General features: G+C 65.0%; 18 protein-coding genes and 1 riboswitch. Of the genes, 7 read left to right on the top strand and 11 right to left on the bottom strand.

The window, feature by feature from the left end; translation table 11 throughout:
* From KBA48_RS15055 to pedF, 5 genes are all read right to left on the bottom strand, one after another.
* Positions 1-6,499: SwmB domain-containing protein (locus KBA48_RS15055; RefSeq protein WP_292907746.1), on the bottom strand; the 6,499-nt coding region annotated here is incomplete at its 3' end.
* A 154-nt stretch (positions 6,500-6,653) separates the two neighbouring features.
* Entirely contained in the window at positions 6,654-6,866 is a 213-nt protein-coding gene (locus KBA48_RS15050; RefSeq protein WP_292907744.1) for a hypothetical protein, read from the bottom strand.
* A 555-nt stretch (positions 6,867-7,421) separates the two neighbouring features.
* Entirely contained in the window at positions 7,422-9,374 is a 1,953-nt protein-coding gene (locus KBA48_RS15045) for a multicopper oxidase family protein (RefSeq protein ID WP_292907742.1), read from the bottom strand.
* Between the two features lie 116 nt (positions 9,375-9,490).
* Positions 9,491-10,339 (bottom strand): ABC transporter substrate-binding protein, encoded by an 849-nt coding sequence (locus KBA48_RS15040; RefSeq protein WP_292907740.1) that lies wholly within the window; start codon positions 10,337-10,339, stop codon positions 9,491-9,493.
* 255 nt (positions 10,340-10,594) lie between these two features.
* On the bottom strand, positions 10,595-11,023 hold the full coding sequence (pedF, locus tag KBA48_RS15035; RefSeq protein ID WP_292907738.1) for a cytochrome c-550 PedF: 429 nt from the start codon (positions 11,021-11,023) through the stop codon (positions 10,595-10,597).
* A gap of 215 nt (positions 11,024-11,238) precedes the next feature.
* Here pedF and KBA48_RS15030 point away from each other — a divergent pair, with 215 nt between their 5' ends.
* From KBA48_RS15030 to KBA48_RS15020, 3 genes are read left to right on the top strand one after another with little or no spacing between them, the layout of a single operon-like run.
* On the top strand, positions 11,239-12,201 hold the full coding sequence (locus tag KBA48_RS15030) for a YVTN family beta-propeller repeat protein (protein ID WP_292907736.1): 963 nt from the start codon (positions 11,239-11,241) through the stop codon (positions 12,199-12,201).
* On the top strand, positions 12,198-12,935 hold the full coding sequence (locus tag KBA48_RS15025) for an ABC transporter ATP-binding protein (protein WP_292907734.1): 738 nt from the start codon (positions 12,198-12,200) through the stop codon (positions 12,933-12,935). Before KBA48_RS15030 ends, KBA48_RS15025 begins: the two co-directional genes overlap by 4 nt.
* Entirely contained in the window at positions 12,932-13,735 is an 804-nt protein-coding gene (locus tag KBA48_RS15020) for an ABC transporter permease (protein WP_292907732.1), read from the top strand. Before KBA48_RS15025 ends, KBA48_RS15020 begins: the two co-directional genes overlap by 4 nt.
* Before the next feature lie 62 nt (positions 13,736-13,797).
* On the opposite strand, the gene aspS is transcribed toward KBA48_RS15020, so the two are convergent.
* Positions 13,798-15,618 carry an aspartate--tRNA ligase gene (gene aspS, locus KBA48_RS15015; RefSeq protein ID WP_292907730.1) on the bottom strand — a complete coding sequence of 607 codons (1,821 nt, stop codon included), beginning with the start codon at positions 15,616-15,618 and terminating at the stop codon, positions 13,798-13,800.
* A 229-nt stretch (positions 15,619-15,847) separates the two neighbouring features.
* Between aspS and rnd the strand changes: the two genes are divergently transcribed.
* The gene (rnd, locus tag KBA48_RS15010) at positions 15,848-16,999 is read left to right on the top strand and encodes a ribonuclease D (RefSeq protein WP_292907728.1); all 1,152 of its coding nucleotides are present in this window, start codon (positions 15,848-15,850) and stop codon (positions 16,997-16,999) included.
* 19 nt (positions 17,000-17,018) lie between these two features.
* Here rnd and KBA48_RS15005 read toward each other — a convergent pair whose 3' ends face one another.
* The 4 genes from KBA48_RS15005 to def all read right to left on the bottom strand — a co-directional run bounded on the left by KBA48_RS15005 (position 17,019) and on the right by def (position 20,287).
* Positions 17,019-18,050 carry a COX15/CtaA family protein gene (locus KBA48_RS15005; RefSeq protein ID WP_292907726.1) on the bottom strand — a complete coding sequence of 344 codons (1,032 nt, stop codon included), beginning with the start codon at positions 18,048-18,050 and terminating at the stop codon, positions 17,019-17,021.
* Positions 18,051-18,108: 58 nt separating this feature from the next.
* Complete coding sequence (locus KBA48_RS15000; RefSeq protein WP_292907724.1) at positions 18,109-18,720, bottom strand: thiamine phosphate synthase; 612 nt, start codon at positions 18,718-18,720, stop codon at positions 18,109-18,111.
* The gene (fmt, locus tag KBA48_RS14995; protein WP_292907748.1) at positions 18,717-19,637 is read right to left on the bottom strand and encodes a methionyl-tRNA formyltransferase; all 921 of its coding nucleotides are present in this window, start codon (positions 19,635-19,637) and stop codon (positions 18,717-18,719) included. Before fmt ends, KBA48_RS15000 begins: the two co-directional genes overlap by 4 nt.
* Before the next feature lie 152 nt (positions 19,638-19,789).
* A complete protein-coding gene (def, locus tag KBA48_RS14990) occupies positions 19,790-20,287 on the bottom strand; it encodes a peptide deformylase (RefSeq protein WP_292907722.1) in 498 nt (165 codons plus the stop codon).
* Between the two features lie 172 nt (positions 20,288-20,459).
* Positions 20,460-20,565, top strand: a riboswitch (TPP riboswitch).
* On the opposite strand from def, the gene thiO reads away from it, so the two are divergent.
* The 3 genes from thiO (at position 20,558) to KBA48_RS14975 (ending at position 22,691) form a co-directional block, all read left to right on the top strand.
* On the top strand, positions 20,558-21,706 hold the full coding sequence (gene thiO / locus KBA48_RS14985) for a glycine oxidase ThiO (RefSeq protein WP_292907720.1): 1,149 nt from the start codon (positions 20,558-20,560) through the stop codon (positions 21,704-21,706). It overlaps the preceding riboswitch by 8 nt.
* 12 nt (positions 21,707-21,718) lie before the next feature.
* Positions 21,719-21,919, top strand: a complete 201-nt coding sequence (thiS, locus tag KBA48_RS14980) for a sulfur carrier protein ThiS (RefSeq protein ID WP_292907718.1) — start codon at positions 21,719-21,721, stop codon at positions 21,917-21,919.
* Position 21,920: 1 nt separating this feature from the next.
* On the top strand, positions 21,921-22,691 hold the full coding sequence (locus tag KBA48_RS14975; protein WP_292907716.1) for a thiazole synthase: 771 nt from the start codon (positions 21,921-21,923) through the stop codon (positions 22,689-22,691).
* Positions 22,692-22,798: 107 nt separating this feature from the next.
* On the opposite strand, the gene KBA48_RS14970 is transcribed toward KBA48_RS14975, so the two are convergent.
* Positions 22,799-23,809 carry a 2-dehydropantoate 2-reductase gene (locus KBA48_RS14970; protein WP_292907714.1) on the bottom strand — a complete coding sequence of 337 codons (1,011 nt, stop codon included), beginning with the start codon at positions 23,807-23,809 and terminating at the stop codon, positions 22,799-22,801.
* Position 23,810 lies beyond the last annotated feature (1 nt).

The following is a 23,810-nucleotide window of genomic DNA, read 5'->3' as shown; positions in this document are numbered from 1 at the left end:
GGGTGATGGTGGCACCGGCCTCCGCGGTGCCGGTGATGACCGGCGTGCTGCTGTTGGTGATGGCGGACGAGGTGACGACCGGCGCGCCGGGTGGCGTGGTGTCGATGGTCAGCGTCTGGGTGCCGGCGGTCGACTGGTTGCTGGCGGCATCGGTGGCCGTGACGGAGATGGCATTGGTGCCGTTGGTATTCAGCGACAGGGAACCGCTGGTCGGGGTGGCCGTGCCGGTATCGATGGACCAGTTTCCGCCCGTTGCCGTGGTGGTATAGGTGGCCCCGCCGATGGTCAGGGTGATGGTGGCGCCCGCTTCCGCCGTGCCGGTGATGGCCGGCGTGCCGTCATTGGTGAGATCAAGCGAGGTGATGACCGGTGCAGCGGGTGCCGTGACATCAGGCGGCGGCTCGACGCTCATCATCGCCACGCCGGCTTGCAGGCGGGGATATTCCATCAGGACGCCGCCCGTATAGGTCGATGTCAGGCCGACCGGGAAGGTGCCCGCCGTGTCCGTACTGCTTCCGGTCACGTCGAACGAGACCTTGTACATCGTGCCGATGGCCAGCAGACCAGTGATGCCGTTGCTGGGAACGTTGGGGCCGGTGGCCAGCGTCGTCGCGTCGACGGTTTCGATCAGGACCGTGCCTGCGGTCCAGCCGGCCGGCAGCATGGGTTTGAAGCCGACCGTCGAACCGATCAGCAGCATGGCACTGGTCAGGGTGACCAGGAACTCCACCTTCTGCGGCGTGCTGCCATCAAAGGTGACGGTCGGATCGATCGCCGCCGCCACCATGCCAAAGCTGGTGCTGCCGCTCTGGGCGGGTTCGTTGATGGTGACACTGGTGGCGATGTCGAGTTTGGAGGTGTTGGTGGTGCTGCCGCTGTCGGTGATCGAGCGCAGCACGATCGCACGATAGTCGCTGTCGCCGGTCGTGATGGTCGGTGTGCCGGTATTCTTGTAGGTCATGCCGTTGATCAGACCGGCAATGTCATTGGCAGTGGCCGATGTCATGCCGGAGATGGTCACGGTGGCGATGCCGTTGGCAACGGCGACGCTGTAGCTGCCGTTGTTGAGGGCCCCGGACTGGTTGTTCACCAGGGCGATATCGGAGCCGCCGATCGTGATCTTCTCGTTTGTGGTACCATCGACACCGTGAACGGTGAAGGTCAGGCCGGTGAAGGTCTGTCCCACATCCACGGTGTCGGCCACGGTCAGGTTGAACAGATCGGCCCCGCTGCCGCCACTGCCGTTCTGGAAGCCGTCATTCGCGGCCACGGCGGTCAGCAGCGGCGGCGTGTCGCCGGTCGGAGCAGCAGTGTTGTTGGTGACGGGGGTGGTCAGTAGGCTGGCGGCATCATTACCCGTGACGTCCTGGATCGCATTCACGTCATTGTTGCCGCTCGGGTCGGCATAGGCGACCGTGACGACCTGGCCGGCGGTCACGGGGGTGGCCAGGGACAGGATCACGGTCTTGGACGGACCATCGATCAGCACGCTGTTGACGGTCACGGTCTGGCCGCCAACCTCCACGGTGAAGGCACCCGGCAGCGGGCCGGGCAACGAGGCCAGCGCCTGGTTATAGGTCAGCGTCAGGGTGGCGCCATCCACGGCCGCACTTTCGAAAACGACCGGGCGCGACGTGACGGCAATAGTGGAATTATTGAAGTTGGCCGCATCGATGCCGGTTGTGCCCTGGATGGCGGCCGCGTCGTCACCGGCCGTCGGGTCGGTATAAGTGAAGGCGATGACATCGCCGGCCAACAGCGCAAAATTGCCGGGTTGGGCGTTGGCGAGCGTCAGGGTGACGGTCTTGTTTGTGCTGTCGACGCTGACCCCGGTCACCGTGACACCGGTGCCGTTCACCTGGACGTTGAAATCACCGACCACGGGTGGATTGGCATTGTCCAGCGCAACGTCGAACGTCAGGGTGACCGTGTCTTCACCGATATAAGCCGTACTCGACACATAAACGGGGGCGCTGGGCGGGGCGGTGTTGTTGGTGACGCTGGTGGCGGGAAGGCTGGTGGCATCGACACCGGTGGAGCCCTGGATGGCGTTGGTATCGTCGCCATTGGTCGGGTCGGTATAGGCGACGGTGACGGTCTGGCTGCTGGTCACCGGGGTGGCCAGAGTCAGGGTGACGGTCTTGTTTGTGCTGTCGACCACCACATTGGTGACATTGACGCTCTGGCTGTCGACCGTGACGGTGAAGTCGCTCCCGGCGGGTGCGTGCAGCGCATCCAGCGCCTGGTCATAGGTCAGGACCAGCGAAGTCCCGTTCACCGCCGCGCTGACGAAGGCGGGCGCCGCGGGCGGCCCCACCGTGACCATCGCGGAACTGCTATAGGCACTGTAGTTCAGGGAAATGCCGGTGGCCTGCGGTATGAGGCTGATCGGAAAGGCCCCCGAAGTATCCGTGCCCGATGCGGTGATGTTATAGGTCAGGGTGTAGGTGGTGCCCTGGTTTAGCAAGCCCGATATGGTGGGGGTGGGGCCCGACTGGGTCGCGGTCCAGCCCGGCGGCAGCCCCAGGGAGAAGGAGACATTGCTGCCGACTATCGCGGTGGCCACCTGGACGGTGGCGGTGAAGCTGACCTGCGTCGGCACGCCGGGGGTGAAATTATAGGTGGGGCTGTCTGGTGCCGTGGAGAGGAAGAAATTAGGCGCCACTGAGGCATCGACAAAGGTCGGCGTGGCGACCTTGTTGATGATCGTGATGTTGTCGGTCGTGCCGCTGTCGGTGACGGACTCCAGCACCACCGGGCGGGTATAGCCCTGTCCGGGATTGCTATTGTTGCTGGTGACCTTGTAGGCCATGTTGTCGATCAGCGTGGCCATGTCGCTGTTGCTCAGCGACAGCCCGCTCAGGGTCACGGTGGCGACGCCGTTGGCCAGTGTTACCGCATAACTGCCACCGCCGACGCTGCCGGTGCCCGCGGCCAGCGTGATATCGGTGCCGCCGATGTTCAGATATTCGGTAGAATAGGCGACGTTATAGACCTTGAGCACCATGCCGGTGAAGGTCTGCCCGTTATCGACCGTGGAAGCGGTCACCGTGTCGAACAGGTCGTAGCCGGTACTGCCCGAAGAGCTCCAGAAACCGGGGTTCTCCGGCGTCAGTGTCAGGGTCGGCGGTGTGTCGGTCCCGCTCGACGTGTTATTGGTGACGCTGGTCGCGGAAAGGCTGGCGGCATCAAGGCCGCCGGGACTCTGGATGGCGTTGGTGTCGTCGCCATTGGTCGGGTCGGTATAGGCGACGGTGACGGTCTGGCTGCTGGTCACCGGGGTGGCCAGGGTCAGGGTGACGGTCTTGTTGGTGCTGTCCACCACGACATTGGTGACGTTGACGCTCTGGCCGCCGACCTGGACGTCAAAATCGGCCCCGGCGGGCCCGTTCACGGCGTCTAGCGCCTGGTCATAGGTCAGGACCAGCGAGGCGCCGTCTACCGCCGCGCTGACGAACGCGGGGATGGCGGGCCGGGCATTGATGACGGTGTAGGAATTGTTGAAATCCGCCGTATCCAGGCCGGTCGTGCCCTGGATGGCGGCCAGATCATTGCCAACCGTCGGGTCGGTGTAGGTGAAAGCGACGATATCGCCTGCCGTCAGGGTACCGGAGCCGCCCAAGGCGTTGCTGTCGAGCGTCAGCGTAACCGTCTTGTTCACGCCATTGACGGTGACGCCGGTGACCGGCACGGTGTTGCCATTCACCTCCACGTTGAAACTGCCGGTGACGGGCGGATTGGCACTGTCCAGCGCCACATCGAAGGTCAGCGTGACCGTGGTTTCACCAACATAGGCAATGCTCGACACATAGGTCGGGGCCACAGCGGACGAGGTGTTGTTGGTGACCGGTTGGTTCGTGATGCTGGCGGCGTCGACGCCGGCCGCTGACTGGACGGCGACCAGGTCGTCGCCGACGGTCGGATCAGTGTAGGAGACGGTCACCGTGTCGCCGACAGCGACCGGCGCCGACAGTGTCAGGGTCACCGTCTTGTTGGTGCCATCCACGGCGACATTGGTGATTGTGGCCAGTCCAGCGCCCACGAATACACTGAAGCTGGCGTTTGTCGGTATGTTCACCCCGTCCAGCGCCTGGTCGTAGGTCATGACCAGGGTGTTGCCATCAATCGTCGCGCTCTGCAAAGCGGGCAGCGCAGCGGTGTTGTTGGTGACGGTCTGTCCCGTGAAGCTGGCGGCATCGCTGCCGATGGAGGATTGGATGGCGAGCGTGTCATTACCGCTCGTGGGGTCGGTATAGGACACCGTGACCGCTTGCCCCGACGTGACCGGCGTACTCAGGGTCAGGGTGACGGTCTTGTCCGCGTTGACGATGACATTGCTGACGCTGGCCGCGCTGCCGCCGACCGACACGGCGAAGGCCGTCAGTTGCGGGGCGTAGAGCTGGTCCAGGAAATCATCGAAGGTAAGGGTGAGCGTGGCACCATCCACCGCTGCGCTGACCAGCGCCGGGCCGCCAGGCGTATTGTTGGTCACCGACTGGCTGGTGAATCCGGCGGCGTCGACGCCGGTCATTGATTGGATAACAGAGCTCGTGTCGTCGCCGGTGGTGGGGTCGAAATAGGAGACGGTGACCACCGCACCGGCGGCGACGGGGGTGAACAGGGTGAGGGTGACCGTCTTGTTGGTGGTATCCACGGTGGCCGTGGATACGGTGTTCGGGACGGAATCGACCATCACCGAGAAACTGGCCCCGGTCGGCCCATTGATCGCATCCAGCGCCTGATCGTAGGTCAGCACCAGGGTGGAACCGTTGACCGTGGCGCTTTGCAGGGCCGGAGCCGCCGGGGTGTTGTTGGTGACTGACTGGTTCGTGAAGGTTGCCGTATCTGTGCCGGTGGCCGACTGGATGGCGAAAAGATCGTCGCCGGGCGCGTCGGTATAGGAGACGGTGACGGTCTGCCCCGACGCCACCGGCGAGCTGAGGGCCAGGGTGACGGTCTTGTCATTGTTGACGGTCACGCTGCTGACGGCGACCGGGCTGCTGTCCACAGATACCGAGAAGGCCATCGAGAGCGGCACGTTGAGCTGATCCAGGAAATCATCGAAGGTCAGCGTCATGCTGGTGTAGTTCACTGCGGCGCTGACCAGGGCCGGGCCGGCTGGGACCGGGGTGTTGTTGGTCACAGTGTAGTTGGTCAGCGAGCCGGCATCGTCGCCGTCCATGTTCTGGATGGCCAGTACATCGTTGCCGCTGGTCGGGTCCGTATAGCCGATGGTGATCGTCTCGACCGACAATACCGGCCTTTGCAGGGTCAAGGTCACCGTCTTGTTCGCGCTGTCGACGGCCACGGAATTGACGGTGATGAGACCGGGATGCATGCCGTTGGTAGCGGAGATGCCAAAGCTCCCGACTTGCGGCAGGTTTGTCGCGTCCAGGGCTTGGTCGTAGGTCAGCACCAGGGTGGAACCATTGACCGCGGCGCTCTGTATCGTCGGCGGATTGGGCACGGTGACGTTGACCGTGGCCGATATGCCGCTCAAGTTTGCGGTATTGTTGCTGCTGCCGCTATCGGTGACGCTGTTGAGGGTGATGGTGCGGGGGCCGGCCGTCACTGTCGGCGCCTGGTTGATATAGCCGATACCATCAATGATGGTCTGCAGTTGGGCTCCGGTGATCGATGTCGTGAAGGCAAAATTATAGGTCACCGCGCTGGCGGTGCCCGACGCGGTGTAGCTCCCATGCGGGATGCCGCCAATCTCGATCTGGCCGCCGGCACTGCTCATTCCGCCGAGTACACCGGGGACGGTGAGCCCCTCCATCATATCCGCGAGGCCGCTGATCGTGATGGAGAAACCGACGAAGCTCTGGCCGGCATCGTTGGTGTCGGCCGTGACGCTGGAGAACAGGTCGACGGGGGTGGAGGTGCCCTGAGGATAGCTGGATGTTGCGCCCGTGGCGGTCAGGGTCGGCAGCGTCTCCAGAGTGCTGAGCACCCCGGCAAAGGCGGGAATGTCGACGCCCCGCGTGGTGACGACGCCGACCCTGACCGCCAGCACGAAATCACCACCCAGGTGGGCGGCGCCCGTCAGGTTGGTCGAGGCGGCAACGTTGGCCCCCGTCAGGTCGGAGAACAGGTCGAGCCAGATCTCGCCGGCCGGCCCCTTGGCCAGCTCGCACCCGTACAGCAGGATGTCGCCGCCGGCCTTCAGCGCCGCGCCGAGCATGTCCAGGTCGCCGGGACGTTCGAACAGTGTCGCGGCGTCAAGTGTCAGCGTGCCCAGCTTCAGGTGGCCCTCGCCACCATGCGACAGGATGTGAAAGGCATCGTAGCCCGTATGGCCGCTGGCCCAGTTGGCCAACTGCGACAGCCCGTCGCCGTGGCCGTCCAGCAGCACAACGGCGATGCCGGCGGGAACGCCCTCGGCCAAGGCTTCCCAGCCCGCAACCGCCGTGTCGATGAAGGCGACCTCTGATCGGCCCCCGTTCAGACCGCGGTCCATATTGCGGATGTTCTGCCAGACATAGCCCACGACACCCATCACTTCTCTCCTTGAAAACCGTGTTTTCCCCTTCGGCGCGGGCGCCCCGCTTGTGGCCTTCAGGGAATGTTTGACAGGGAAACTGAACGGAAAATCAGACGCCCGTCGTTCGGGCGCGCTAGACGGGAACCGGGTCACACCCCGGCCATGGCGCTCAACCCGCGCCCGGTACCGCCCCTCCCCAAGAAAGGAATTCATATGAATCCATCAATCCTAAGATTGTAATCTTGGCCGATTGATTGTGGGGTTTGCGGACCGGATTTGTTCCATTGCGAGAAGAAAAGATGAAAATAGAATGCTGATGTTCAAAAGAACCGCACGGGTTAATTGAGATTTTTTCTTCTGTGGAAAATTTATAGTAATTCATTCCCATATTCGTATGCATCCCTCTGGTTCGTTATAGAAGATCAATAAATTTTGATGGTAATGTAAAATTACTTGATGTTTCTCAATATTAAATGCATTAACATTGAAAAATATCAGAATCTACTCATGTAATGTACCTTTCTGTCGTGTCTATTGGATTGTCAAGCGGATTTGGGGTGGGGCTATATTTGTCTCATTATTCGTTCTTTCTCTTTCTTGAGAGGGGACGAAAAGGAAACCCTCCTGCTTTACCCACGCCTTGCTCACAAGTAAAATGAATAGAACTGAATCGGCAATTCAACTGAATGAATTTGCAGCGTATCAATTTGAATTTATTGATAATTTCAGATGGCGTCGCCGGTGCGGGTCCAGGCGATGACTGCATAATTGTTCCAGCGCCATGCGGTGCCGGCCCAACCCGCGGAAACACGCGCCCGCATTCGTGAAAAAAAGAAATCCGCCTTGATCTGTCACGATCAAGGCGGATTGGTATGATTGGCCCTCAACCGGCGTTAATCCGGGCTGGGCCGAAGGGGACGATCTGCCCTTCCTTCGCTCAATGGTGCCCCTGCGGCATCGGCTTGCCTTCGCCGTCGGGCAGGACGATCTGCACGTTCTGCATCATGCCCTGGTCCTCATGGTCGAGGATGTGGCAGTGCAGGACATATTCGCCGATATAGCGGTTGTAGCGGGTGCGTAGCGTGATCTCCACATTGGTGGCGGTGATCAGCGTGTCCTTCCAGGTGCCCTTCATGCCGGCATAGATGCCGTCGGTGACTTCCTTCTTCGTGACCTTGTCGACGATGGACACGATCTGGAACGGGTTCACATGGATATGGAACGGGTGGCTGACATTCAGGGATGACAGCACCCATTGCTGTGCCGTGCCCAGGATCAGGGTCTGGTTCACGACTTCCGGGTCATATTCCTTGCCGTTGATCAGGAACTGGGCCGGGCTGGTGGCCGTGCTGCCGATCAGATTGAACTGGATATTCACGTCGGGCTGTTTCCACTTTGCGATCTCCGCGTCGGTGATCGTGGCGTGGGGGACGTATTTGGTCAGTTTCAGCCCGTCATTGATATCGGCCGTCACCGTGTCGCGGACCGGCCCGGTCAGGCGCGCGGCCCCTTCCAGCAGCTTGTCCTGCACAAACTTCGTGGTGTCGGGCACCTTGTCGGTCCCGACCGCGTCGATAAAGCCGATGATCTTGGCATTATCCTCGCCCGCCACCTGATCCTTGCCGTCGCTGTCGTCATAGACGCAGTAGCGGCCGGCCTCCGGCAGGACGAACAGGATGTCGCTGCGGTAACCGGGCTGCAGGTTGTTGACGGATTTGGCATAGACGGAAGGGCGGGTCAGGCCGTCGGTCGCCACCTCATACTGGGTCACGTCGGCCCCGGTGCAGGCGCGCAGCACTTCCTGCTCCTGCTCCTTGACCGATTTCAGCAGGCTGGCCACCCTGGCGACATTGCCGATCTTGCGGATGCGCAGGTTGATGGTTTCCTCCACGCCCGCATGGATCAGGCGCCAGCGATAGAGCTGGCCCGGCTTCGCCGCCATTTGCGGGCGGACGGTGCCGTTGAACATGGTGTAGCGCCCGCTCTCTCCCCAGGCGCGGAAATCGAACTGGGCATCGAAATCCTTCACCTGGCCGATCTTGCCGTCGGGACAGACCCACCGCTTGGCCTTGTCCTTGATGATCTGGCCCTTGTCGTCGAAGCAGGCATAGGGGATCTGCTGGATCAGCATCACCTGGCCGCCATAATCGGCATTGGCCAGCACGGGTTGAAGCAGCGTGTCCAGATCGCCGTTCGACTGCTCCGTCGGCGGGCGCTCCCCCTTTATCACCAGGGCGCCGGCCATGCCGCTGCCCACCTGCATCGCGGTCGATCCATGCTTGTGCGGGTGGTACCAGAAGGTGCCGGCGGGGTGGTCCTCGGGCACATTATACTCATACTGGAAATTCACCCCCGGCTCGATATTCAGCAGGACATTGTCGCTGTTGCCGGTGGGCGAGACCCACAGCCCGTGGCTGTGCAGGTTGGTGTTGTTGAAACAATGCGGATGGTTGGTGGGCCAGGGCTTGCCCGTCGACGGGTCGATGTTGCAGTTCGGTTCGGGGTCCAACTGGTTCAACAGGCTGATACGCACCGTCTGGCCCGGCTGCATCAGGATGGTGGGCGCCAGGAACTTGTCACCATAGGAACGCAGGCGCACCTTGTCATCCGTACCCGTGGCCGGGTTGTAGATGGTGCCGTCCGTATAATGGATGGGCAGGATGTAATGGATTTCCCGCCCCTGCTGGATGGCCTGGGTCAGCGCCCCCATCGACAGCAGGTTGTATCCTTTCGGCTTGGCCGGGTCGCGCGGCGACTGGGCTTCCGGCTGCAACAAGGCCGGTGCCTGCAAGGGGCGCGGCGGTTCCGCCGACACCGACCCACAGGCCGCCAGCATCAGACTTGTCCCCAGCAGGGCCGCACCGCCCCACCCGTTACGGTTCCGTACCATCCCCTATCCCTCCATTTTGGGCGTTGATGGTACTATGACTTAACGGCCTGTGGGGTGGCAATATCAATCAATGGGGGAACAGGATGCGTACTTGTACCCGTAGACTGTCTGCGGGTCTATGCCCCTGGCGGCACATGGGTGATGCCATGGGTGGTGAAGATGGCGGCGATGGTGCCATCGGCCAGCAGACCCGTCATCACATCCTCCAGCCGATACCCCAGATCGCGACTGTCGGCCTTGACCGCGATGCCGATATCCCAGCCCTGTTTGGCCAGACCGGGGAAGGGACCGCGCCGCACCACCAGTTTGCGACCCGCCGCCGACAGGCCCAGTTCCACCTGTGCCAGGGTTGCCATGGCGGCCCCGGCATCGCCGGTGATCAGGTCGGCCAGGGCGGCGGCGGCCGACAGGTGATGCACCACGTCACCGCGCAGCCGTCCGCCAAAGGCACCGGTGAGATAGAAATCCGGCACGCTGTCGGTTTCCACGGCGATAGCGCTGCCCGCCATGTCAGCCATCGACCCTTTGCAATCGGTGCGGGCCGGATCACAGGCCAGCGCGAAGCTTTCGCGGTGATAGGGGGCGGTCAGCACCGCCATGTCGTTGCGCAGGCCGAATTCCCGGTCATGGGGCACATGCATCATGACGTCGGCCACCGGTTCGCCCAGGATGGAGCCCTTCCAGACGGCGTTGCGCAGGTCGTCATCCATATTCTCGTCGGCCGTCAGTTCCATGAATTCCGGCTTCACCCCCAGCTTTTCCGCCAGTGCCCGCCCCAGATCGACATCGATGCCGACCAGCTTGCCCTCGCGCCGCCAGGACCAGGGGGGATTGTCGCGATAGATGGCGATGCGCAGGCTGCCCTTGGCCATCACCTTGTCCAGCGGGGCGGCATTGGTTGAACGCGCAAACCCCGCCGCAAGCGGCAGGGTCGCGACCATGGCCAGCAAGTGGCGGCGGTTCATGGGCGGGTTCCTCTGTTGTCTCGGGGCGTTGATCCCTCACTGCACCGTTGTTCCCTCACCCTCCCGTCGGCTGACGCCGCCGGGCCCCTCCCTCTCCCACTTGCGTGGGCGAGGGGCGAACATCGAGGTTTGGTCTCCTTCCGCCCCTCGCCCGCTTGCAGGAGAGGGAGGGGCCCAAGCCTGCCAAGGCTTGGGAGGGTGAGGGCAAGCCGGTGGGGGGGGTGAGGGAGCAACGCCCCCCCAACCATCACCCCCTTATTGCGGCACCGTTTCCAGCCAGGAGCGGATGGCCCAGCCGGCTTCCTGTCCCAGCACTTCACCGAAGGCCGGCATATAGACCTTGCCGTCGCGCGACGCGCCCTTGCGGAACCGTTCGGAGAACCATTCGTCGCCAGGGTCGCCGGCGTCCAGGAAGCGCAGGTCGGGCGCGATGCCGCCGGAAATGGCGCCCAGCCCGTGGCAGCGCGCGCAATTCTGGTTATAGGCCGAGGACCCGATTTCAATGGCGCGCTTGTTGCCGCGATAGGGGTTGCTGGCCCGCCAGTCGGGACCCAGTTTTTCCAGCCCGTCGGTATTCACCGGCTGCGGCGTCACATCGCCATGCGCCAGGACGGGCAGGGCCAGGGGCGTGGACAGCAGGGCGGCGGCGATCAGGCCGGCGGCGAGGCGGGCGGGCGACGGCATGGGCGATATCCTTGACGAAAACAGACGGGCGGAAAGGGTCGGAACAGTCGGAAGCGTAACGATTTCCCGGCCCTGGCCTAATTGGACTTTGGTGCCACGGGGCTTTGCCGGGGCGTCGCCGCGCATGCTGCCATGGTCTAATGGCCGGGTCGGGGCGGGCGGGATAGGCTTGCCGGTCAAAGCCCGTGAAGGGCCGGGATTGCCGGGAGGAAAACATGCTTGCACGGGTGCTGGGGCCGCTGCTGGGTCTGGCCGTGGCGCTGCCGGCGGGGGCCGGGACGCTGTATGTCTCCAACGAGCGGGATAACAGCCTGACCCTGATCGACACCGCCACCCTGACCGTGAAGGGAAGCATCAAGGTGGGCGCGCGGCCACGCGGCATCACGCTGTCGGCCGATGGCAAACAGCTTTACATCTGCGCCAGCGACGATGACACGGTGCAGGTGCTGGACATCGCGACCGGCAAAATTCTGCACAACCTGCCCTCGGGCGACGATCCCGAACAGTTCGCCCTGGCGCCCGACGGCACGCATCTGTTCATCGCGAACGAGGATGACAATGTCGTCACGGTGGTCGATGTGCCCACCCGTTCCGTGGCCTATCAGATCGATGTGGGGGTGGAGCCGGAGGGCATGGCCGTCAGCCCGGACGGTAAATGGGCCGTCAACACATCCGAAACCACCAACATGGTGCATTGGATCGACACCGCCGCCCGGCAACTGGTCGACAGCACCCCGGTCGATGCCCGCCCGCGCCATGCCGAATTCACTGCTGACGGCAAGCAGCTTTGGGTGTCGGCGGAAATCGGCGGCACGGTGAAGGTGATCGACGTGGCCAGCCGGCAGGTGAAGCAGACCATCAGCTTTGCCATCAAGGGCGTGCAGGCCGACAAGGTACAGCCCGTGGGCATCAAACTGTCCAGGGATGGCAAACTGGCCTTTGTGGCGCTGGGTCCGGCCAACCATGTGGCGGTCGTGGATACGGCGACATATCAGGTGAAGGATTACCTGCTGGTCGGTCGCCGCGTCTGGCACATGGCCCTGTCGCCTGATGGCGGCACCCTTTTCACCACCAATGGCGTGTCCAATGATGTGTCGGTGATCGACGTGGTCAGCCTGAAGGTCGTGAAATCCATTCCCGTGGGGCGTTACCCCTGGGGTGCCGTGGTGGTGCCGTGACGGCGGCCCTTTCGGTCAATCACCTCTCCTTCGCCTATGGCAAGGGCGGCTTTGCCCTGCGCGATGTCGGGTTCGAGGTCGCGCCCGGTCGGTTCACGGCCCTGCTGGGCGCTAATGGCGCCGGCAAATCCACCCTCATGGGCCTGCTGACCCGGCTGTTCACACCCGATGAGGGGGTGATCCGCGTCTGTGGTCAGGATATGGCCCGGCACCCGCGCGCCGGCCTGGCCGCCATGGGCCTGGTGTTCCAGCAGCCGACGCTGGACCTGGATTTGACGGTGCAGCAGAACCTGACCTATGCGGCGGGTCTGCGCGGCCTGTCGGGCGCGCTGGTGGTGCCGCGCATCGCCGACCTGCTGGACCGTTTCGCCCTGACGGAACGGGCCGGCGACAAGGTGCGGCTGCTGAATGGCGGACACCGGCGGCGGGTGGAACTGGCGCGTGCCCTGCTGCACCGGCCGCCGCTGCTGATTCTGGATGAACCCACCGTGGGGCTGGATGCGCCGTCGCGGCGCGATCTGGTGGCCCATGTGCATCGCCTGTGCGCGGATGAAGGGGTGGCCGTGCTGTGGGCCACACATCTGTTCGACGAGGTCTGGGCCGATGACCATGTCGTGCTGCTGCACCGGGGCCGGGTGCGGGCCACGGGCGGGGTCGCGGACCTGCTCGCGCGCAGTGGCACCGGCACTCTGGCCGATGCCTTCCACGCCCTGACGGCGGAGGCAGCGCCATGATGACCTATCTGCGTGCCCTGAAGGCCGTGGTCTGGCGGGAGATGCTGCGTTTCCTGCATCAGCGGGAACGGTTCATCTCCGCCCTGGTGCGGCCGCTGGTCTGGCTGTTCATCTTCGCGGCGGGGTTCCGCGCGGCACTGGGGATTTCGGTCCAGCCGCCCTATGACACCTATATCACCTATGAAACCTATGTGCTGCCGGGGCTGGCCGCCATGGTGCTGCTGTTCAATGGCATGCAGAGCAGCCTGTCCATGGTCTATGACCGGGAGATGGGCAGCATGCGGCTGCTGCTGACCGCGCCGCTGCCGCGCGAATTCCTGCTGCTGGCCAAGCTGCTGGCCGGGGCCGTCGTGGGGCTGGCACAGGTCGCGGCGTTCCTTTGCATCGCGGCGCTGACGGGGCTGGTGGTGGCGCCGCTGGGATATCTGACGGTGCTGCCGGCCCTGCTTCTGTCGGGCCTGATGCTGGGGGCGGTGGGCATGCTGCTGTCCAGCACCATCCGCCAATTGGAGAATTTCGCCGGGGTGATGAACTTCGTCATCTTCCCGGCCTTCTTCCTGTCATCCGCCCTCTATCCCCTGTGGAAGATGCGGGAGGGCAGCGAGACCCTGTACCAGCTTGCCCGCTTCAACCCCTTCACCCATGCGGTCGAACTGATCCGCTTTGCCCTCTATGGACAGGTGGAATGGGGGGCGGCCGCGTGGGTGGCGGGGGCGACGCTGGTCTTTCTGGGCCTGTCCTTCTGGGCCTACAACCCGGCGCGCGGGCTGATGCCACGCAAGGCCGGGGGTGGGGAATGATGCCAGGGGTCGATCCCCGCGACCCCTGGCCTATGCACCGCTGACCGGAATATCGACGCCGATTACTCGGCCGTCGTCGTCGTCGTGATCTTCGGCTTGGGCAGGTCCAGCTTGATGTGCAGTTCCTTCAGCCGGTCCGGCGTCGTCGCATTCGGGGCCTGCATCAGCAGATCTTCGGCGCGCTGGTTCAGCGGGAAGACGATGACCTCACGGATGTTCGGCTCGTCCGCCAGCAGCATAACCATGCGGTCGATGCCGGGGGCCGAACCGCCGTGCGGCGGGGCGCCCAGCTTGAAGGCGGACAGCATGCCGCCGAACTTGGCTTCCAGAACCTCCGGCGGGTACCCGGCAATCTCGAACGCCTTGTACATGATTTCCGGCTTGTGATTGCGGATGGCGCCGGACGACAGCTCCACGCCGTTACAGACGATGTCGTACTGATAGGCGTTGATGGTCAGCGGGTCCTGGTTCAGCAACGCGTCCAGCCCACCCTGCGGCATGGAGAACGGGTTGTGGCTGAAGTCGATCTTCTTGCGTTCTTCGTCATATTCGAACATCGGGAAATCGACGATCCAGCAGAACTTGTAGGTGTCCTTCTCGATCAGGTCCAGGGTCTCGCCGATCTTGGTGCGGGCCAGACCGGCCAGCTTGGCGGCGGGACCGGGCTGGTCACAGACGAAGAAGACGGCGTCGCCATCCTTCAGCCCGACCAGTTCACGCAAGTGCTTCTGTGCGGCTTCCGGCACGAACTTGGCGATGGGGCCCTTGCCGCCGGCCGCTTCAAACAGGATATAGCCCAGGCCGGGGGCGCCCAGGCCCTTGGCCCAGTCGTTCAGCTTGTCGAAGAAGCTGCGCGGTTGATCGGCGACCGAGGGGGCGCGGATGGCGCGGACCACGCCGCCCTTCTCAATCACGCCCTTGAAGGCCTTGAACTCGACATCGTCGCGCTTGAACACCTCGGTCACGTCGGTGATCACCAGCGGGTTGCGCAGGTCCGGCTTGTCGTTGCCATATTTCAGCATCGATTCAGCATAGGGAATGCGCACGAACGGGTAGGAGGAGACGCTGCGCTTGGTGCCCGTGAAGCCGCTGAATTCCTCAAAAATGCCGTGGATGACGGGCTCAATGGCGGCGAACACGTCTTCCTGGGTGACGAAGCTCATCTCGAAATCGAGCTGGTAGAACTCACCCGGCGAACGATCGGCACGGCTGTCCTCGTCGCGGAAGCAGGGCGCGATCTGGAAATAGCGGTCGAAGCCCGACACCATCAGCAACTGCTTGAACTGCTGCGGCGCCTGCGGCAGGGCGTAGAATTTGCCGGGATGGTTGCGGCTCGGCACCAGGAAGTCGCGCGCACCTTCCGGGCTGCTGGCCGGCAGGATCGGGGTCTGGAATTCCACGAAACCCTGTTCGATCATGCGGCGGCGGGCCGACGCGATGACATGGCTGCGCAGCAGAATGTTCTTCTGCATCTTCTCCCGGCGCAGGTCCAGGAAGCGGTAGCGCAGGCGCAGTTCCTCGCCGGCATCCTGCTCGCTGTTGACCTGCAAGGGCAGCGGGTCGGCGGCCGACTGTACCGCGACGTCACGCACCACCACCTCGATATGGCCGGTGGGCAGGTTCTCGTTGATGGTCTCCGCGGTACGGGCCACCACTTCGCCGGTGATGGTCACCACCGATTCCAGGCGCAGGCCTTCCAGCACCGCAAAATGCGGGGAGGAGGTGTCGACGACCAACTGCGTGATGCCGAAATGGTCGCGCAGATCGACGAACAGCAACTGCCCATGGTCGCGCTTGCGGTTGATCCAGCCGGACAGGCGGACGGTCTGACCGGCATGGTCCAGGCGGAGTTGGCCACAATTATGCGAGCGATAGGCGTGCATGGCGGATCGATCCCGGGTGCGAATGGGCAACAGAAAGGGGACACCGGCAGCAAAGCCACCGGCACGAATGGCGCACACCACACCGGACGGGGTCGGCTTGTCAAGGCCGGCAAGCGCGGGACAGCCCCGGCATCGTTGGGATTCCCGCTGCAAAACCGTATCCGCGCATGCCGGCCCGACGGATATCCGCATTCGACAGCGGCGATGGGCTGTTGTATCACAGGCGACCATGAGCCTGATCACCACGACCGACGCCCTTTCCGCCTTCATCGCCCGTGTCCGTGACGCCGAATACGTCACCGTCGATACGGAATTCATGCGGGAAAAAACCTATTGGCCCGAACTATGCCTGGTCCAGGTGGCCGGCCCGAACGAGGCTGCGGCCATCGACCCGCTGGCGCCGGGCATCGATCTGTCGCCGCTGTTCGAACTGCTGGCCGACACATCAGTGCTGAAGGTGTTCCATGCTGCGCGGCAGGATCTGGAAATCTTCGTCAACCTGACGGGCAAGGTGCCAGCGCCGCTGTTCGACACGCAGGTCGCCGCCATGGTCTGCGGCTTTGGCGATTCGGTCGGGTATGAGACGCTGATCACCAAGCTGACGCCGGCCCGCATCGACAAATCCAGCCGTTTCACCGACTGGTCGCACCGGCCGCTGACCGACCGGCAGCTTCATTACGCGCTGTCCGACGTCACGCATCTGCGCCCGGCGTATGAGAAGATCCGTGCCAAGCTGACCCGCACAGGGCGCGAAGGCTGGCTGGCCGATGAAATGGCCATCCTGACCGATCCCGCCACATACCGGACGGAACCGGAGGATGCCTGGAAGCGCCTGAAGGTCCGGACCGAGAAGCCGCGCTTCCTGGCCATCCTGAAAGAGGTCGCCGCCTGGCGGGAGCGGGAGGCGCAGCGCAAGAACCTGCCGCGCAACCGTGTGCTGCGGGATGAGGCGCTGATGGAAATCGCCGCCCACGCGCCCGCCAATGTCGATGATCTGGGCCGCACGCGCGGCCTGGGCGCCGGCATGGCCCAGGGCCGCTACGGGGCCGAGATCATGGCCGCCATCAAAACGGCCCAGGGGATCCCCGACAGCGCGTTGCCCCGTGTGGAACCCCGCGCGGAACCGGCCCCCGGCATCGCGCCCATCGTGGAACTGCTGCGCGTGCTGCTGAAGATGGTCTGCGACGACAACGACGTGGCCAGCCGCCTTGTCGCCAACGCCGCCGATCTGGAAGCCATCGCGGGCGACGACAAGGCTGATGTCGATGCTCTCAAGGGCTGGCGCCGGGAATTGTTCGGCGAGGCGGCCCTGCGGTTGAAGCAGGGCAAGCTGGCCCTGGCCATTGCCGGCAAGAAGGTCAAGATCGTCGATCTGGCCTAAGGGCCGGATCGGCCGCTGATCAGCGCCGCAGCGTGTGGATCGACCGGGTCAGCAGCGCGATCACCACCAGCGCCCCGCCCTGGTGCGCCGATCCCAGGGCAACGGGCACGGCATGCAGCAGGGTGGTGATGCCCAGCACCACCTGACCGCCGATGCCCAGTGACAGCCACAGCGCCGACCGTTTGGCGAGATCGGGCAGGTCGGCCCGCTGTCCCACGCGCCAGGCATAGGACAGGACGACAGCGGCGGTGGCGATGGCCAGCCAGCGATGGGTGAACTGCACCGTGGCCGTGTTCTCCAGGAAGTTCAGCCAGGACGGCGTCAGGTTCCACATTTCCGGGGGCGCAAACTCGCCATTCATCAAGGGCCAGGTGTTGTAGGCGAAGCCGGCATCCAGACCCGCAACAAAGGCGCCCCAGACCACGGTGACCGACACCATCACCATGGCGGCCCAGCCATGGCGGCGCAGGCCCGCCCGATCGGGCCGGTGGACGGTACCCGGATGGCGCAGGCCCAGCCCCGTCTGGATCAGCAGGGCATAGAGGATCAGCGCCATGGAAAGATGCAGGGCCAGCCGGTAATGGCTGACATCGGTGCGCACCGACAGGCCCGACTGCACCATGAACCAGCCGATGAAGCCCTGCAGCCCGCCCAGGATGAACAGGCCGACCAGTTTCGGCAGCATGGCCCGCGTCACCATGCCCTTAACGGCGAACCAGGCCAGCGGCAAGGCAAAGACCAGCCCGATCAGCCGGCCCCACAGGCGGTGGAACCATTCCCAGAAGAAGATCTGCTTGAACTCCTCCAGGCTCATGCCCTGGTTCAGCACCTGATATTCGGGGATCTGCTTGTATTTCTCGAACTCGACCAGCCATTGCGCCTCGTTCAGCGGCGGCAGGGCGCCGGTGATGGGCTTCCATTCGGTGATGGACAGGCCGCTTTCCGTCAGGCGGGTGATGGCGCCGATGATGGCCATGACAAAGACCATGCCGGCGCAGAGCAGCAGCCAGTTGGCGACGGCACGGGAACCATGGGCGGGGGCGGCATTCATGACAGGCCGTTCGGTGGGTGAAAGGATGGGGTGATATGGGGTCGAACCCGGCCCCTGGTCAAATGCCGGCCTTGCGGCCCGGCGTCGCAGCCAGCAACGACTGGACGCAGGATGGGTCGCGCATCGGCCCGCCCATCACGGCCACACCCGCCGCCCCCGCCGCGATACAGGCCGCCAGATTGTCCGCGTCCACCCCGCCCAGCGCCAGGGTCGGCAGTGACAGGCCCGACAGGACGGACGGCCCCAGGGCCGGGCCATATCCCGGCTTCGACGCGGTGGGGAAAATGGGGCTGAGCGTGGCGTAATCCGCTCCCGCCCCGGCCGCCGCCATCACACCCGCCCGGTCATGACAGGAAGCACCGATCAGCACATCGGGACCCAGGGCGGCGCGCAGGGCGACGATATCCGCCCCGTCAGGCAGATGAACCCCGTCGCACAGGCTGGCCAGGGCCGAATCGCCATGCACCGTCAGGGTGCCGCCCACCCCGGCCAGCAGGGGGCGCAGGGACCGCAGCAATGCCGCCTGTTCGGGGATAGGCAGGTCCTTTTCCCGCAGGCTGACCCACCGGCACCCCGCTGATACGCACGCTGTCACTGCCGCCAGCAACCCGCCCGCCGCCTGTGTCCGGTCGGTGATCAGCAGCAGGGGCGGGGTGGGCAGCGGCTTCACGCCGTCAGCTTCCCGCCGATGCGGTGCGGATATCCGCGCAGGAAGGAGGCACCATCCACTGGCCCCTTGCCCGGCCGCTGCACGCGCAGCAGACGTAGGGCGCCGTCGCCACAGGCCAGCGTCGGACCGGCATCCAGCAGCGTTCCCGGCTCCCCGGTGCCCTCCACCGGCAGAACCTCCAGCACCTTCAGCTTTTCGTCATTTGGCAGATCGATCCAGGTGCCTGGCCAGGGGTAAAGGCCGCGCACCTGCCGGTCCAGCTCAGCGGCGGCACGGGTCAGGTCCAGCCGCCCCTCGTCCTTCGACAGTTTGGCGGCATAGGTCACGCCGTCGTCCGGCTGCGGCACGGGCGTCAGGCTGCCATCGGCGATGCCGGGCAGGGCCTGTGCCATCAGCCGCGCGCCCATGGCGGCCAGCGCGTCATGCAGTTCAGCGGCATTCATACGCGGCGTGATGGGCAACGCCTCCTTCAACAGCATGGCGCCGGTATCCAGCCCGGCATCCATCTGCATGATGGTCACCCCCGTCTGCGCATCACCGGCCAGGATCGACCGCTGGATCGGCGCGGCCCCGCGCCAGCGCGGCAGCAGGCTGCCATGGACATTGACACAGCCCAGGCGCGGCGCATCCAGGATCGCTTGCGGCAGGATCAGGCCATAGGCGGCGACGATGGCGCAATCCAGGTTCAGGGCCGCGAAGGCTTCCTGTTCCTCGGCCTTGCGCAGGCTTTTGGGCGTGCGCACCTCAATCCCCAGGGCTTCCGCCCGGCGATGCACGGGGCTGGCCTGCAATTGCTGACCGCGCCCGGCGGGGCGGGGCGGCTGGCTGTAGACACAGACGACCTCATGTCCGGCGGCGACCAGGGCATCCAGGATGCCAACGGAAAAATCCGGCGTGCCCATGAAGGCGAGACGCAGCGGCATGGGTACACCTTCCTGACGGAGAGTGGAGGGAAGCGTTTTACGGGTGTCCGTAAAACACTTCGGCGGCGACTGCCGCCGCGCCGCACATGCGGCGTAAGCCAAGCCGCGGATGCGGCGCCGGCGATTGAGGAGCGCAAAAGCTCCCTTTACTTCTTCGCCTTGTTGTACTTGCGCAGCAGCATGTTGCGCTTCAGCGAGGACAGGTGGTCGATGAACAGCACACCGTTCAGATGGTCGATCTCATGCTGGATGCAGGTGGCCAGCAGGCCGTCGGCATCCATTTCCTGCACTTCGCCCGCCCGGTCGACATAGCGCACGCGCACCATCTTGGGCCGTGTCACATCGGCATAGATCTCCGGGATCGACAGGCAGCCTTCCTGCGTCACGGCCAGTTCGTCCGACGTCCAGATCAGTTCCGGATTGACCATGGCCAGCGGATCGCCCCGGTTCTCCGACACGTCCACCACGATCAGGCGTTCCAGCAGGCCGATCTGCGGCGCGGCAAGGCCGATGCCCGGCGCCTTGTACATGGTCTCCAGCATGTCATCCATCAGGGTCGCGACACGGCCATCAACATTGGCCAGCGGCTTGCACTTCGCCTTCAGGCGGGTGTCGGGAATGGTGAGGATGGGCAGAAGCGACATGGGGGCGGGTTCCGGGGGCAGAAAGTCTGGCAGGACGGGAATGTTCCCTATGGGGGCAAATATGCCCGGCGCCGCTAATGGTCAAGCGCGATCCCGGCGGGGCGGACCGGCGGGGCGGAATTGTCAGGCCTCATCCCCTTGCATTCCATCCGTGACAGGCCCATGACATAGCGCATGGACCCTGGGGTGCCGTCTGGCCTATCGCCACGCGGCTGAGATCACACCCATAGAACCTGATCCGGGTCATGCCGGCGAAGGGAGAAGGCGGATATGACAATGCCCACCATGAAGGACAAGCCGCGCGTCGCCATCATCGGCGGCGGCATCATCGGCATGGCCATCGGCTGGCGGCTGGCCCAGGCCGGCGCGTCGGTCGATATTTTCGACCGGGACATCGCCGGACAGGCGGCCAGCCGCGCCGCCGCCGGCATGCTGGCCGCCGGTGTGGAGGCGGAGCCGGGGGAACAGACCCTGCTGCCACTCTGCCTGGAAAGCCAGGCCCGCTGGCCGGGCTTCGCGGCCGAGCTGGAGGCCCTGACAGGCCTGCCCGTCGGTCTGCGCAACCAGGGCACGCTGGTGGTGGCCAGTACGCGGGACGAGGTGGAACTGCTGCGCGCGAATTACGAATTCCAGCGCGGTCTGGGCCTGGATCTTGTCTGGCTGACCGGGGCGGCGGCAAAGGAAAAGGAACCCTTCCTCAACCCGCGCACCGCCGCCGGCGTGTTCAGTGCCAGGGACGGACAGGTCGATAACCGGCTGGCCAGTGCCGCCCTGATTGTCGCCCTGGAACGCACCGGTGCCCGCCTTCATGAAGGGGTGGAGGTCACGGGCCTGGACGTGCGGGGGGGACGTGTGACGGGCGTGGTCCTGGGCGACCGTGTCGTCGCGGCGGATCAGGTCGTGCTGGCCGCCGGTGCCTGGTCGCGCCTTGTTCCCGGACAGGCCAGCCCGCCGCCGGTGCGGCCGGTGAAGGGACAGATGATGTCGCTTTCCATGGACCCCGCCAACCCGCTGTTGACCCATGTCGTCTGGGCACCCAAATGCTATCTGGTGCCCCGCGCCGACGGCACCCTGATCATCGGGGCGACGACGGAGGAGAAGGGGTTCGACAGCCAGATGACGGCGGGCGGGGTTCTGGCCCTGCTGGATGCCGCCTGGCGGGCCCTGCCGGGGGTGGAGGAACTGCCGGTGAAGGAGATGTGGACGGGCCACCGGCCGGGCTGCCGCGACGATGCGCCCATCCTGGGGCCGGCATTGGGCCTGGATGGCCTGGTCCTGGCCACCGGGCATCACCGCAACGGCATCCTGCTGGCCCCGCTGACGGCCGACGCCATCGCCGATCTGGTCTTGACCGGCCGCATCGATCCGCATATCGCCCCGTTCGGGGCGGGCCGTTTCAACGCGGCTTGTGCCGCGTAAAGGATGGACAGGATGATCAGCGTCAACGGAAAGAACACCGATCCCGACAATTATGCCCTGACCGCCGTGATGGCGGCGGAGGGCATCGATCCCGGCGCGCGCGGCATCGCCGTCGCCCTGAATGACAGCGTCATCCCGCGCGGGCGCTGGGCTGACACCATTCTGTCCCCCGGCGACCGGGTGGAAATCGTCAAGGTTCTGCAAGGTGGTTGAGATGAAGGATCCGCTGAAGATCGCGGGCAAGAGCTTCAGGTCGCGCCTGTTCCTGGGCTCCGCCGGTTATCCCAACCAGCAGGTGTTCCTGGACAGTCTGGAAGCCTCCGGCTCCGAAATCCTGACCGTGTCCGTGCGCCGCGCCGACCTGACCGGCTATGGCGAGGGGCTGCTGGATCTGGTGGCGGGCAAGGTCTGGCTGCTGCCCAACACGGCCGGCTGTTCCACGGTGAAGGACGCGGTCCTGACGGCGCAGTTGGCGCGCGAGGCCATGGACACCAACTGGATCAAGCTGGAACTGATCGGCGACCGGGAGACGCTGTATCCCGATGTGGAACAGTTGCTGCGCGCGGCGGATGAGCTGGTGCGCGACGGGTTCGTGGTCCTGCCCTATTGCACCGATGATCCCATCATCTGCCGCCGGCTGGCCGATGTCGGCTGTGCCGCCGTCATGCCGCTGGGCGCGCCCATCGGCACGGGGCTGGGCATCCTGAACCCCTACAATATTGAAACGATCTGCCGGAACAGCAGCGTTCCCGTGGTTCTGGATGCCGGGATCGGGACCGCCAGCGATGCCGCCCTGGCCATGGAACTGGGCTGCGACGCGGTTCTGCTGAACACGGCCGTGTCGAAAAGCACCGATCCCGTGATGATGGCGGCGGCCATGCGGGCCGGTGTGGAAGGCGGGCGCATGGCGCGGCTGGCTGGCCGTATCCCCAAGCGCCTGCGGGCCGAGGCTTCCAGCCCCGAACTGGGCCTGATCGGGAGTTAAGCTGCTCCCTCAAGCGCCGGGCGCTGCCATCCGGCAGCTTGGCTTACTCAGGCACGCGCCTGCGGGCCAGCGGTCGCTGGCCTCCAAGGGTCATGTCCGCCCCTTGGCTAACGACCCCCAACGGCGTCGGCACTCAACCCTGGCGATCCCTGTCCCGCCGCCTCCGCCGCCTGGATCAGGTCGCGGACGCGGCGGTTCACGGGCGCGTCCAGGCCGTGGCGTTGGGCAAGGTCGATCACCGCCCCCTGCAACCGCCCGATCTCCGTCGGGCGGCGGCGTTCCAGATCTTCCCACATGGACGATCGGGCCAGCGGGTCGATGGCCAGCATGCGCCGCGCCACCACGCGGAACAGCGCGTCGGGCAGGCACAGGATCCAGGGCAGCAGGGGCGGTGGCACGGTGGAGAATGTCGCGGGCTTGATCCCCGCCCGTTTCAGTGCCCGCAACCCTTCCCATTGCTGACGCGCCAGCAGCACCCGCCAGGGCCGTGCGCCCAGTTCCCGGGCCAGTGGCAATCCGCAGAGCGCGTTCAGCGCATTGTTCAGGTTGATCAGCAGCTTGCCCCACAGCACCGCCTGCATGTCGGCGCTTTCGTCGACGTGCAGGCCCGGCACATCCAGTTCCTGGCGCACCCCCGGCTGTCCTGCCTGGATCATCACCTGGCCGCCGGTGCCCCGGTGGAACCGGCCGTCGGGCAACTGCACGATGTTGAATGGCACCATGCCGGCCAGTACCCGATGCGCGCCCAGCCGGGCGGCCAGGATATCGGCGTTGCCGATGCCGTTCTGGCAGGAAATGACCAGCGCGTCCGGCGGCGCATGGTCGGCGATCAGGTCGGCCATCGCTGCCGTATCGGCGCATTTCACCGTGACCAGGATCAGGCCGGCATCGGCCATGGCCTGATCCTGGTCGGTATCCAGCCGCAGGCCCGGTCCGGCCGGTGCGACACGGTCCCGCCCGTCCAGGTCGCTGACCCGCAGGCCGGCATCCGCCAGCCGCTGCATCAGCGCCGGCCGGCCCAGCAGGGTGACGGGCCGGCCGGCCAGGGCCAGACACCCCCCGGCATAGCAGCCGACACTGCCGGCCCCGGCGATCAGGATACGGCGGCCCGCCCGCATG

It is taken from the genome of Niveispirillum sp. (assembly GCF_017996735.1).
GTDB lineage: Bacteria > Pseudomonadota > Alphaproteobacteria > Azospirillales > Azospirillaceae > Niveispirillum.
Note: the sequence above shows the minus strand (reverse complement) of the source record. Positions and strands in the feature narration are given on the sequence as shown.